Source organism: Devosia sp. BK, from assembly GCF_032907385.1.
Lineage (GTDB): Bacteria > Pseudomonadota > Alphaproteobacteria > Rhizobiales > Devosiaceae > Devosia.
The window spans coordinates 441622-454031 of record NZ_JAIMBX010000001.1 but is presented as its reverse complement, the minus strand read 5'-3'; the positions used below and the strand labels follow the sequence as shown (position 1 = coordinate 454031).

The following is a 12410-nucleotide window of genomic DNA, read 5'->3' as shown; positions in this document are numbered from 1 at the left end:
CATGACCCTCGCGGCGCTGGAGATCATCGGTTATCGATCGGTGCGCCGCATCCGTTTCCCCCTGCGCCAGTTGACCGTCCTCGTCGGCGGCAATGGGGTCGGGAAAACAAATCTCTACCGCTCGCTCGAATTGCTGCAGAGCGCCGCCAAAGGCACGCTGGCCGATGAACTGGCCCGCGAAGGCGGCCTCTCCTCGGTCTTCTGGGCCGGCGGCAAAAACCTCACGGAAGACGGCAGCTTCGACCCCAAATACCGCACCGATGGCTATCGCTCCGGCGAACCCCAGCGTCTCGCGCTGGAAGCGGAATTCAGCGAACTCGATGGCTTCCCGGACGGCTTGAACTACCGGCTCGAAGTCGGCTTCGCTCCCTCCGAAAGCGTCGCCGCCTTCCCCAATGAAGCGCAGGTTAAATCCGAACGCGCAAACATGCGCCATCGCGGCAAGCCGGTCATGCTGATGGAGCGCAAGGGCAACATCGCCTGGGCGCGCGACGCCGATGGACGCCGGGAAGTCGCCGATGAAGACTTGCTGCCCAGCGAACCTGCCCTCTCCCGCCTGGGCGGACGTCCTGAAATCGCCCGGCTGCGCGACGCCATCCTCGGCTGGCGCTTCTTTCACGGCTTCCGCACCGACCCCGATTCGGCACTGCGCCGCCCCGCCCGCGCCGTGACCTCCCCGACCCTCGCCCCGGACGGCAGCAATCTCGGCGCCGTCTTCGCCACCCTCCGCCACATCCGCCAGGACACCACCGACCTCGACCGCGCCATCGCCGATGCCTTCCCCGGCGTCGCGCTCGAAGTCCCCCCAGTCGGCGAGCACGCGACCTTCGGCCTCCGCTATCCCGAAATGCCCAAGCGGGTGTTTCTGCCCCACGAACTCTCCGACGGCACGCTGCAGTTTCTCGCGCTCGCCGGCGCCTTGCTGTCCTATCGCCTCCCGCCCCTCATCGCCCTCAATGAACCCGAAACCAGCCTCCACCCGTCTTTGCTGCCGATCCTTGCGCGCATGATCGTCAAGGCCGCCGAGCGCAGCCAGATTTGGGTGGTGACGCATGACCGCGACCTGGCGGAATCCATCGCGCAGGAAAGCGGCGTCCTCAGCCGCGAAGTCATCCGCAACGACGACGGCACCTGGATCGAAGGCCTCAACATCCTCGGCGAGTTCACCGACGACTAGGTGCACCGCTGCAACCTAAAACTTTCTGACCCGTTTACCCTCTCCAATAGAGACGAAGGAGAAAACGACATGAAACGTTTTGAATCCGGTACGCTCATTCCCGGCTCAACCTGGAAAGCCGAGGCCGAAAGCGAAGCCGAAGTTGTGCGCCGCGCGGTCGAAAACCTGAAGAATTACCACGGCGAAACCGAAGTGCGACCCGACATGGTCGAGCGCATCAAGGAGCGCATCGTGGACGTCGATAGTGCCGGTGACACCAAGCACTAAATTTGGGCGAGCAACTCGTCCTTACTCAAACTGAAGCCGCTCTCGATCCAGAGCGTCTCAAGTCGGGCCAGGGTTTTTCCAACCTCTGGCCCGGCTTTTATGCCTGAATCCAAAAGGTCCTTTCCCGAAACTGGCATCGTCGGGTCAGGCAAACGCCCCAGTTCCCGCGCTGATTCCATCAACCGCTCGCGTGGCCAGTTTTCCCTCGCAGCGGCCACGGCAAGCGCCTCGATGGCATCTTCCCGAAACGCATAGACCGCTCTCGCGATTTGATCCGCCGACGCCAGGCTCGCTGCAGCGGCTATGCGCTTTGCCGTATCGACCACAGCGTTAGACAACCGCCACCGCTCCTGAAATGCATCGAGATCGCCACCGGCCACGATCGACAGCTGCGCCGCCGCCCCGGCCCCGCCAAGCGCCTCATATCGCACCAAAGCCGCCAATATCTCCCGCGACAGTGCCAGCAACCCGATCTCGTTCATCACTGCCAGCGTCAGCGCCACCTTGGCCAATCCAAGCATACGCCACATCTCGGCGCCCACCCGCTCGGCCGAAATATGATCGAGCCTGCCCGCCGCATCCTGGCACGCCGCCAGCCCCTCCGGATCAAGCCGCTCGCCTCCATGGCTCGCTGTGAACCGAAAGAACCGGAACACCCGAAGGCCATCTTCCGCAATTCTTTCAGCGGCTTGGCCGATAAACCGGACTCTCCCATTGAGCGCATCGCCAGCGCCGCCCAATGGATCGAACAGCGCGCCATCCGGCCCGCAATAGAGCGCGTTCATCGTGAAGTCGCGACGCTTGGCGTCCTCCGTCCAGTCCGTCCCGAACTGCACCTGCGCGTGCCGGCCATCGGTTTCAACATCGCGCCGCAATGTCGTCACCTCGACACTGGTCTCATTGAGCCGGAGCGTCACCGTCCCATGCTCGATGCCGGTGGGATAGGCCGCAATGCCATGCGCCTTGGCCCTCTGCATCACTGCGACCGGCAGCAGCTCCGTTGCCATGTCGATATCGGAATCGGGCCGCAACCGTCCCATCAGCGTATCGCGCACGATGCCGCCCACCGCCCGCGTCGTGCCCTCTGCGCCGTCGAGCGCGGCAAAAATCTGCTGCGTCTCAGACCGCTCCAGCCATTCCGCCGCCGGCAATCGCTCCGGAATCACGCCGCAACCTCGCCCAGCACCAAGTCCCGGAATTTTCGCGTCAGATTCGCCGTAATGCCCCAGATGACGTGCCCATCGTGGTCGATCTGCCAGGTCGAATGTTCCTTGCCGCCGCGGCTGATGCGAAACCGGCCATAGCTGCCCGAATCCAAAATCCGCTGCAGCGGCACTTCGAACACCGAATGCACCTCACCCGGATTGGGCACGAATGGCCCCGTCGGCGTCACCTCGGCAATAACCGGCGTGATCAGATAATTGCTGCCGGTAAAATAGGGCTCCATATAGCCGAGCACCTTGGCTTCGGCGGGGTCGAGCCCGATCTCTTCATTGGCTTCCCGCAGCGCCGCAGCCCCGGCGTCTTCATCGTCCGCATCGACCTTGCCACCCGGAAAGGCCACCTGCCCCGAATGCGAACGCAGATCCGGCGAGCGCTCGGTATAAAGCACCGTATGCCCCTCTGGCCGCTTCACCAGTCCAATAAGAACCGCCGCCAAAACAGGCGGCCGCGAAAATGGTTCGAGCGGCGCCCAATCGGGCACGAGATCACGCCCCTGCGGCAGGCTCGGCGGCGACGGCAATAGCCGCCCGGCGAGCATTTGGGCAATCGGGGTATAAGAAGACAAAGGGACGTCCGGACAATTGTGCATCGCTGGCCGCAGCTTACGCGACGGTATCAGCCGATGCACCCGTTTTTGCGCTCTACTTGCCGGCGTCGAAGGCCGCGATCGAGCCCTTGAGCGTCGTGGCCAATTCCGGATCATCGGCCAGCAGCAAAACGCGGCTTGTATCGACCGGGCCAGGGAACTGGATATTTCCCGGGGTCGTCGGCACCCAGCCGAGCGGGCAATAATAATCCTGATCGCCAACCAGCAACACGAAGTGGCCCTCGCCGCGCGCCAGCGCCCGCTTGCTAACTTCCCGCGCCAGAAGCTTGCCGGCGCCCCGCTTGCGGAAATTGGGGTGGGTTGCGAGCGGCCCGAGAAGATATCCCTTCATGCCGCCAACGCTGATCGGGGTCATCCACACCGAACCGCAAGCGGTGCCGTCGACTTCTGAAATCAGGCTCAGGCTCTGGTCGATCGGAAACCGCTCGCGCACACGAAATGCGGTCCGGGCAAACCGGCCAGGGCCAAAGGCAATGGCCTGCAGATCGTCGACGAAAACATCGTCGGCTTGCGTCGCGGGCCGCACAGTGAGTTGACCGGAAAGAGGGGCAGCAACGGCCTCAGCCGCAACAGGCGTGTTCATGGGTCTGATCCAGGAAAGATTTCGTGCAGAAGAACAAGCGGTAGCCCCTCGGACACCGCGCGAAAACGACCAACTAGGGTCGTCGGAACATCTGCAAAACCTTCACCATCCTGGACGCCTCCACGTCTGAATCCGCATTAGCACCAGCGTGGTCACGCGTAAATGGGAATATCTGCGTCATGGCCGAAATTCCTCTCTCCAATGGATCGGTGTATCCCAAATGCACAACGCATTGTTGCGCGCGCGGTGCCTTATCGTTGTTGCCCCCCGCCTTTAAGTATCGGCCAGACGCAACGCTTACCCCCACATGAGCGTAGAAAACCGACAGCAAGATGACCGAAAGGGACCAAAGATGGGACAGTTGATCGACGGCGAATGGTCGGACAAATGGTACGACACGAGCAAGACGGGCGGCAAATTCGTCCGCTCCCAATCCGGCTTCCGCAATTGGGTCACGGCCGACGGCAGCCCTGGCCCGAGCGGTGAAGGCGGCTTTGCCGCCGAAGCCGGCCGCTATCACCTCTATGTCTCCCTCGCCTGCCCCTGGGCTCACCGCACCTTGATCTTCCGCAAGCTCAAGGAACTCGAGAGCCTGATCTCGGTCTCGATCGTCTCGCCCAAAATGCCCGACGAAACCGGCTGGAGTTTCAAGACCGACGAAGGCTCGACCGGCGACACGCTGCTGAACAAGGATTATCTCTGGCAGGTCTATACCGAAGCCGATCCGCACTATACCGGCCGCGTCACCGTCCCTGTCCTCTGGGACAAGAAGACCAAGACCATCGTCTCTAATGAAAGTGCGGAAATCATCCGCATGTTCAATTCGGCTTTCAATGAGCTGACCGGCAACACCGACGACTACTATCCCGAAGCCCTGCGCGGCCGCATCGACGAGATCAATGCCCGCGTCTATGACGACATCAACAACGGCGTCTACAAAGCCGGCTTCGCGACCACTCAGGAAGCCTATCAGGAAGCAGCCAAGAAACTTTTCGATGCCCTCGATTGGGTCGAAGGTCTATTGGGCGACAATGCCTACCTGACCGGCGACAGCATCACCGAAGCCGATTGGCGCCTGTTCACGACGCTGGTGCGCTTCGACGCCGTCTATTTCGGCCACTTCAAGTGCAATCTCAGGCAGATAGCGGATTATCCGAATCTCTCGCACTACCTGAAGGCGCTCTATGAGGTGCCGGGCGTCAAGGAAACTGTCGATATCGGCCATATCCAGACGCACTACTATTGGAGCCACACGACGATCAATCCACACCGGATTGTCCCCATCGGCCCCAAGCTGGCCTTCATGGACTAAGCCGAGTTCGAGAAAGGATCGTTTGCAGAAAAGGGACGTTGTGCCACCGACACTTTTTCGGAGCACACCCCCATGTTGCGGTCCTTTCTCATCGGTCTCGTCGCGGGACAGCGCGGCATTAGCCCGCTTGCGGCGATCGCCATTGCCACTAATCGCCAGGAAATCGACGCGAGCCTGCCGTTCCAGAAACTCTTCCGCAATCCGGTCGTCACAGCAGGCGCGACGGCATTCGCTGCCGCAGAAATGGCCGGTGATAAGATGAAATCGGCGCCAGACCGAATTGTGCCCATTGGCCTTGCCGTCCGGAGCATCACCGCAGCCTATGCCGGTGCCGCCCTTGCCCCGAGAGATCAACGCACCACGGGCGCGGCCCTGGCTGTCGTTACCGCCCTTGCATCATCCTATGTGGGTTGGCGCATCCGCTGCGCCGCCATGGAGCGCTACGGCCAGACAAAGACCGGCTTGGTCGAAGACGCTATCGTTTTTGGTACGGGCCTTGCCGTGGCCAACCCAAGTCTCACGCAAACCAAGCGACTGCCCCGCCGCCGCTAAGGTTCAATAGCCCCAGACATCCCGCTTTGGCGCACCGTCGAAAACCTCGTCGATGCGTTGCGACGTCGCCGGGGTCACGCCGTCCGGCAGCTTTGTGATCTCGAACCAGCCGCATTCGGCGATTTCGTGATCCTTCTTCCGCTCAAAGGCAAATTCGTGCTGCCGGGCGATATAAAGCAGAACATGGTCGCGGTTCGTCACGACGCTGGTGTTGTGATAGACGCCAAAAAGCTCCATCGGCCCAGTCACCCGATGCCCCGTTTCCTCCAGCGTCTCGCGCGCGGCCGAAGCCTCCGCAGTCTCGCCGGGCTCGATCCCGCCGCCCGGAAACTGCCATCCGGGAATGAGCGTGTGCTTGATCAGAAAAACCTTATTGCCATCGATCAGCATCACCTTGGTGCCGATGGTCATATGGCGGATAATGCCGATAATCGTCAGAAACACCTTGGCACGAACGCGCTGGAATCGGGTCAGCATCGGCAGTCGTTCTCCTGAAAACTGATCGAGGGGTAGCGTTTCCAGCGCAAAAGTCGATAGTTCATTTTGCTGGCTGCCATGCAGCCAAGCGCTTTCCTCATGCGTTTGCGCCGCATGATCCAAGTGGATAAAGCCGATTTGTCCTGAATTTCCCGCCCCAGGTCCCGATTGACCGTTTCCCTGCTGCCCAGCATCTGGCAAAACCCCATTCGATGATTACGCTCGCGCACATTTCGGACCTCCACCTGTCTCCCATGCCCGAAGTGGGTCTCAAGGACTTGGTGGGAAAACGCATCACCGGCTACCTCAATTGGAAGCTGAAGCGCCACGGTGAGCTTAATGCCGAAACGCTCTCGCGCCTCGTTGCCCATATGCAGGAGCAGAACGCCGATTTCACCGCCGTCACCGGTGACATGACCAACCTCGCTCTGCCCACCGAAGTGCGCCGCGCCGGCGATTGGCTCAAGGCTCTCGGCGGTTCCGATAAGGTCGCCGTCTGCCCCGGCAACCACGACGCCTATGTGCCCGGTGCCCTCGAAAATGCCCGCGAAGAATGGGGCAGCTATCTCGAAGGCGAAACGCTCGAGGGCGAAACCTATCCCTTCGTCCGTCGCGTCGGCGATCTCGCCATCGTCTCCTGCTCGAGCGCCGTCCCCACCGCTCCATTCCTCGCCATCGGCCGCTTCGAAGAAAAGCAGGCCGCCAGGCTCGATCGGATGCTCAAACTCCTTGGTGATGCCGGTTATTTCCGCGTCGTCATGATCCATCATCCGCCCAATCCAGAGCTGCAGCACCCATCATTCGGCCTCAAGGGCCACCGCATCTTCCGCAAGGTGATTGCCGAACGCGGTGCCGAATTGATCCTTCACGGCCATACGCATCGCTCCTCGATCCACCACATTCCCGGCAACGAGCACGAAGTGCCCGTCATCGGCGTCGCAGCAGCGAGTGCCGCGCAGGGCGGCACGCTCGACGACCCGGCGCGCTACAATCTCTTCCGCATCGAAAAAGCCGGCAATGGCTGGTCCTGCACCATGCGCGAATACGGCTTCCAGCGCATCGGCACCGATATCGTCATGCGCATGCAGATGCGTATCTACTAAGGGCATGCGGAGATTCAGGTCAGGGCAGAGCGAAAACGGCGGTTTTCGAGAACCGGAACGGAGCGTACATTTGGGTACGTGAGTACCGGAAGCGCAGAAAATCGCAGTTTGCAGCCTGCCATCACCTGAATACCCACATGCCCTAAAGGGCCCACTCCCACCGTGGTCACAAATCACCTATATGAGTGACCAAAGCCGCGTGAGTTGCCCGTGACCGAATCCTTTTCCATCGACCGCCCTAGTTTTGATCCCCAGAACGGCGAAGCTCGTTTCAGCTACCGGCTGAACGATCTCAGCTTCACCGAAGTCCTGGGATTGCCCTCCGGCGCCGATGCCGCAAAGGCCGAGAGCCCGGCCTTCCGCAAACTTCTCGATCTGACGGCCTTCGTCCTCGGCGTAAGCTATTTCAAACTCCGCGCACCCTTTGAAATCGCCGCGCCCGATATCAAGCTGACGGAAGCCGAAAAGGCCTTCGTCATCGACGTCTATGAAAACGGCCTCGGCGAATTTTACGCCCGCAACGATCTCGCCCGCTTCGGCCGCCTCAAGCTGACCACCGCACTCGATTCCGAGACGCAGAAACCGACGCTGTCCCTGCCCGAACGCACCCTGCTCCCGATCGGCGGTGGCAAAGACTCCCTTGTCAGCGTCGAACTCCTCAGCCATGTCGGCGTCGACTTCACGCCCTTTGCCGTCAATCCCAAGGGACCGATCCTCACCTCGGTCGACGCCATCGGCCGCGCGCCGCTCTATGTCACGCGCACCCTCGACGCCGAAATGATCCGGCTCGGCAAAGAACCCGGCTACTACAATGGCCACGTTCCCTCGACCGCGATCAATTCCATGATCGCCTCGCTTTGCGCCCTGTTGTTCGGCTACGATCAGATCGTTCTCAGCAACGAACGCTCGGCCAGCGAAGGCAATATCGAATTCGACGGTCGCGAGACCAATCACCAATATTCGAAATCCCTCGGCTTCGAGCTGCTGATCGCCGACGTACTCTCCAACGCCACCGGCGGCGCCCTCAAATATTTCTCGCTCCTTCGCCCCTATTCGGAAGCCCGCATCGCCTCGCTCTTCACCCGGGGCGGCCGCTTCGATTCCGTCTTTTCGAGTTGCAACCGCAATTTCCGTCTCAACGGCAATGACGGCCCGCTCTGGTGCGGCGAATGCCCAAAGTGCCACTTCGTCTTCCTGATCTTCGCGCCCTTTATGGCTAGGGATCGCTTGCTGAAAATCTTCGGCAAAAACCTCCTCGATGAGCCCGCCAACGAACATTCCTTCCGCGAACTCTCCGGTCTCACCGGCCAAAAACCCTGGGAATGTGTGGGCGAAATCCTCGAAGCCGCGGCTTGTTTCTACACCCTCACCCGCCACGCCGATTGGCATCAGGATGCCGTGGTCCGTGGCGTAAAGGCGGACCTTTTCGCGCAATATGGCGAAGAGCAATTACAGCGCGCCATGGCCGAATGCCTGACCGATAGCCACGACCACCACATCCCGCCCGCCCTCGCGGCAAAGGTGGCCGCCCATGCGGTTTGATGCCCCGGTCCTCCTCTACGGCGCGGGCCGCGAGGCCAATTCCACCCGCCAATTCCTGAAGCGTCATCAGCCCGATCTTCCCGTCTTCGTCACCGTCGATAGCGGCACCGCCGATATCCCCGACACCGAAGCGATCAGCCCCTCAGATCTCCCGGCCGCCATCGCCGAGCGCCGCTTCGGAACCATCGTCAAAAGCCCTGGCGTCTCCCGCTACAAGCCGATCTTCGAAACCGCCCGCGCCGCCGGCATCGAGATCACGTCCAATCTCAATCTCTGGGGCGCGACCTATCGCCGGGGCCGCACGGTCATCGCCATCACCGGCACCAAGGGCAAATCGACCACTGCGACCCTTGTCCACTTGATGCTAGCGCGCTCCGGCCTCGATGCTGGCCTCGCCGGCAATGTCGGCCTCGCTCCCCTCGAAATCGCCGACAAGCATGCCATCGTCGTTTTCGAGCTCTCGAGCTATCAAACCGCCGACATGGCCTTCACGCCCGATGTCGCCGCGATCACCAATCTCTATCCCGAACATGTCGACTGGCATGGCTCGGTCGAGCGCTATTACGCCGATAAGCTGCATCTCGTCGATCGCGACGGCAGTTTCGCAGTCGCTCTCGGCAAGGCAGCCGCGCCCAACGCGCTGGTCGCCAAAGCCGTCCGCGACCATCGCCGCCTGGTCAAATCCCTCAGCGAAGCCGAAGCGCGCGCGCTCGAAAGCGCCGTGTCGCGATCGCGCCTGAAGGGCGCCCATAATCTCGACAATGCCCAGCTTGCCGCCGAGATCTCTCTGGCTGTCGGTGCCAGCATGGATGGCATTCTCGCCGGCATCGCCGCGTTCCGCCCGCTGCCGCATCGCCTCGAAGAGCACCGCCTTGGCGATCTGACCATCGTCAACGACTCCATCTCGACCACCCCGGAAGCCACCAAGGCCGCTCTTGCTGCCTATCCAGGCCGCCGCATCGCTCTCATCGCCGGCGGCCACGAGCGTGAGCAAGATTATGCCGAGCTCGCCAGCCTCCTCGCTTTGCGCGGTGTAACGACGCTGATCACGCTCCCGGTCACAGGCACGCGCCTCGCCAGCGCGACCCGCAAAATCGCGCCCAACATCACTGTGACCGAAACGGAAAACCTCGAAAGCGGCATCGCCACGCTTGCCACCCAGCGCGATCGCTTCGACACGATCATTCTCTCACCCGGCGCCCCGTCCTATAATCAGTTCAAGAATTTCGAAGAACGCGGCACGCGCTTCGTCGAACTCTGCAAAACCACTTTTGCGGACCAAAATCCATGAACGGCGCCGCCTACCTTGCCATCGCCATCGTCGGCGAAGTCATCGCCACGTCCTTCCTGCGCGCCTCCATGGGCTTTACCCAGCTTGTGCCCTCGATCGTTGTCGTCGTGGGCTATTGCATCACCTTCTATTTCTTCTCGCTGGCGCTACAGACCATCCCGGTTGGCATCGGCTACGCCATCTGGTCCGGCGTGGGCATCATCCTCGTCTCGATCATCGCCTATTTCGCCTATGGCCAATCGCTCGATCTGCCGGCGCTGATCGGCATCGGCCTGATCCTCTCCGGCGTCCTTGTGATCAACCTCTTCAGCCATTCGAGCGGCCACTGATCAGAACGCGGTCACCAGCGACATCTGCGGCACGCCAGCTTCGGCCAGGCCCATCCGGATTCGATCGAGCAAAGCCGTGTCGGTGATCCGCCGACGCAATTGGGTAATGATGCCCCCCGCCCGGAATGATGGCACTTCCAGAACCCGCGGCAATTCCCTGGCCACTTGCTCCTCGTCGCCCTGCCCTTGAGCGGCGAGGATCGCCAATATCGGCCCCACTTCCCGATCCGCTCGCGCATAGGTATCGGCAAACTGCTCCGCCTGCGAGAAATCGCCGGTTTCCAATGCCGCAAGCGCCGGCACCCCATAGTACCAGTCGGGAATTGTCGTCGGCCCGGACAGCGATCTTTCGGCAAGCGGTTCAGCCTGATCGAGCCGCCCGATAAACGCGAGATGCCGCGCATGCGCCGCGACCGCATCGAGATTCGCCGGGTTGGTCTGCAAAGCCGTGCCATAGGCAGCTTCTGCCAAGGCGTGTTCCGCCATGGCCTCATAAAGCCGCGCCCGCTGTTCCCAGACAAAGCTGCTGGTCGGCAGCGCCTGCACGGCCTTGACCAGCATATCGCCGGCCTCGCGATATCGGCCCAGCCTAGCCGCCGGCGTAACATCGCGATTGCCGGGGGCTTCCGCGATGATGCTTGCCACCGCCGCCAAGGCAATGCCGTTGTTCTGGTCCTGCTCGGGCAAGGCTGCGTAACATGCCTGCGTCCGATCAGCCGCCGCCGCTGTCATGGTCTCGCGATAGATGCTGAACATGATCCGGCAAACATAGGGGCTTTCGCCACCGGTCGGCGCGCCCTGCATCAGAAGATGTCGCGCCCGGGCATGGAGCGGGCCGCGCGCGCTACCCAGAACAGACGTGATGTCGATGGAAAGCGCCTCGATCCGATTCGTGTCCGCAAGCTGAGAGCCGCTGACCACCATTGTGCGATTCCAGATGACATTATTGGTCGCGACCTCGGTGACGAGCACGCTGTACTGGTAATTTACCTGGGTTGCCGGATCACGGCGCACGATGCCCGTCAGCGTATAGCCGTCCTTGGGCAGGGCCTGCCCGCCGATTTCCCCGCGCCCGCCATAATCCACATTGAGGAAATTGAGCGTCTGCATTCGATCGACGAGATCGACGGCCAGTCCCGCTACTGCGGCTGTGATCGTCGGGTCATCCGTCAGGTTCTGAAATTCCATGATGCGGATGCTGGGCTGCTGGATCGCCCCGTTGCGCGCGACCTGCTGGTCTTGCCGCGGCCCCCAGATCGAAAGCGAATAGGCAAGCGCTGCGGCGCCGATCGCAATGACCAGGAGAACGAGCCAGGAAACGGTCACATGTCCGCGCCGTGATGCAGCAGGCGTCAGGTCAGGCTCGCTGCCCTCTTCATCCACGACACCGACTGACTCCACTACATGCTCAACAAAATCAGGCACATATCGTCCAACTGGCAACACGATACGAACGCCATCCTCTGCTCCCGGTCCCGCATAATACTGGTCGAGAAGCTGCCGCATCCGCCGCGCCTGCACGCGTACGATGGGATCGCTCTGGGGGTCGAAATCGGCTGAGCGGCCGAAGACATCGACGGCGATCGAATAGGCTTTGATCGATTGAATATCGTCATCGAGACGATGTCTGACGATATAATCAAGGAAGCGGACGATCTGCGGCGACCGCGCCATATCGGGCCAAGCCGATAGCCGATCGAGTGCCGCAAGCACTTCTTCCCTCGTGACGCCGTCCTCGGCCATTTTACCCCCGCCTGGACGTTAATAGTGCCGCGTTACATGTAAAAAGCAAGCGCTACTTACCTGCACTTTACCCGGTGTTGCCTAGCGGCGCAGCGCCGACCCAGACATATGCCGGGTGTCGGTGCAGTTCTCCCGGCTTGTTCCCAGCGGCTCTCGTCCCTGGAACGCGTTACGACCACCACAGTAGTGATTTCTAAACGGCA

General features: G+C 61.5%; 14 protein-coding genes. 8 read left to right on the top strand and 6 right to left on the bottom strand.

Annotated features, from left to right (window positions below; genetic code table 11):
* Position 1 precedes the first annotated feature (1 nt).
* Both DevBK_RS02105 and DevBK_RS02100 read left to right on the top strand, forming a co-directional pair.
* Positions 2–1177 (top strand): AAA family ATPase, encoded by a 1176-nt coding sequence (locus tag DevBK_RS02105; RefSeq protein WP_317184310.1) that lies wholly within the window; start codon positions 2–4, stop codon positions 1175–1177.
* A 69-nt stretch (positions 1178–1246) separates the two neighbouring features.
* Positions 1247–1444, top strand: coding sequence for a DUF1059 domain-containing protein (locus tag DevBK_RS02100; protein WP_061910466.1), 198 nt, complete (start codon positions 1247–1249; stop codon positions 1442–1444).
* On the opposite strand, the gene DevBK_RS02095 is transcribed toward DevBK_RS02100, so the two are convergent.
* The 3 genes from DevBK_RS02095 to DevBK_RS02085 form a co-directional block, all read right to left on the bottom strand.
* On the bottom strand, positions 1441–2610 hold the full coding sequence (locus DevBK_RS02095; protein WP_317184309.1) for a CCA tRNA nucleotidyltransferase: 1170 nt from the start codon (positions 2608–2610) through the stop codon (positions 1441–1443). The genes DevBK_RS02100 and DevBK_RS02095 overlap by 4 nt on opposite strands.
* Positions 2607–3233: a CoA pyrophosphatase gene (locus DevBK_RS02090; RefSeq protein ID WP_162243266.1), complete on the bottom strand. Its 627-nt coding sequence runs from the start codon at positions 3231–3233 to the stop codon at positions 2607–2609. Before DevBK_RS02090 ends, DevBK_RS02095 begins: the two co-directional genes overlap by 4 nt.
* 76 nt (positions 3234–3309) lie before the next feature.
* Positions 3310–3858 (bottom strand): N-acetyltransferase, encoded by a 549-nt coding sequence (locus DevBK_RS02085; protein ID WP_317184308.1) that lies wholly within the window; start codon positions 3856–3858, stop codon positions 3310–3312.
* Positions 3859–4210: 352 nt separating this feature from the next.
* Here DevBK_RS02085 and DevBK_RS02080 point away from each other — a divergent pair, with 352 nt between their 5' ends.
* Both DevBK_RS02080 and DevBK_RS02075 read left to right on the top strand, forming a co-directional pair.
* Positions 4211–5170 (top strand): glutathione S-transferase family protein, encoded by a 960-nt coding sequence (locus DevBK_RS02080; protein ID WP_317184307.1) that lies wholly within the window; start codon positions 4211–4213, stop codon positions 5168–5170.
* A gap of 72 nt (positions 5171–5242) precedes the next feature.
* Entirely contained in the window at positions 5243–5722 is a 480-nt protein-coding gene (locus tag DevBK_RS02075; protein WP_317184306.1) for a DUF4126 domain-containing protein, read from the top strand.
* A 3-nt stretch (positions 5723–5725) separates the two neighbouring features.
* Here DevBK_RS02075 and DevBK_RS02070 read toward each other — a convergent pair whose 3' ends face one another.
* Together DevBK_RS02070 and DevBK_RS02065 are read right to left on the bottom strand one after the other, a co-directional pair.
* The gene (locus DevBK_RS02070) at positions 5726–6199 is read right to left on the bottom strand and encodes an NUDIX domain-containing protein (protein WP_156352220.1); all 474 of its coding nucleotides are present in this window, start codon (positions 6197–6199) and stop codon (positions 5726–5728) included.
* Positions 6193–6429 carry a hypothetical protein gene (locus tag DevBK_RS02065; protein WP_162243265.1) on the bottom strand — a complete coding sequence of 79 codons (237 nt, stop codon included), beginning with the start codon at positions 6427–6429 and terminating at the stop codon, positions 6193–6195. Before DevBK_RS02065 ends, DevBK_RS02070 begins: the two co-directional genes overlap by 7 nt.
* Before the next feature lie 24 nt (positions 6430–6453).
* Between DevBK_RS02065 and DevBK_RS02060 the strand changes: the two genes are divergently transcribed.
* From DevBK_RS02060 to DevBK_RS02045, 4 genes are all read left to right on the top strand, one after another.
* Positions 6454–7302 carry a metallophosphoesterase family protein gene (locus DevBK_RS02060; protein WP_062631595.1) on the top strand — a complete coding sequence of 283 codons (849 nt, stop codon included), beginning with the start codon at positions 6454–6456 and terminating at the stop codon, positions 7300–7302.
* 210 nt (positions 7303–7512) lie between these two features.
* Complete coding sequence (locus DevBK_RS02055) at positions 7513–8844, top strand: hypothetical protein (protein WP_317184305.1); 1332 nt, start codon at positions 7513–7515, stop codon at positions 8842–8844.
* Positions 8834–10135 carry a UDP-N-acetylmuramoyl-L-alanine--D-glutamate ligase gene (gene murD, locus DevBK_RS02050; protein WP_317184304.1) on the top strand — a complete coding sequence of 434 codons (1302 nt, stop codon included), beginning with the start codon at positions 8834–8836 and terminating at the stop codon, positions 10133–10135. The genes DevBK_RS02055 and murD overlap by 11 nt, the downstream gene beginning before the upstream one ends.
* On the top strand, positions 10132–10464 hold the full coding sequence (locus DevBK_RS02045; RefSeq protein WP_062631592.1) for a DMT family transporter: 333 nt from the start codon (positions 10132–10134) through the stop codon (positions 10462–10464). The genes murD and DevBK_RS02045 overlap by 4 nt, the downstream gene beginning before the upstream one ends.
* Here DevBK_RS02045 and DevBK_RS02040 read toward each other — a convergent pair whose 3' ends face one another.
* The gene (locus DevBK_RS02040) at positions 10465–12207 is read right to left on the bottom strand and encodes a hypothetical protein (protein ID WP_317184303.1); all 1743 of its coding nucleotides are present in this window, start codon (positions 12205–12207) and stop codon (positions 10465–10467) included.
* Positions 12208–12410: the final 203 nt, after the last annotated feature.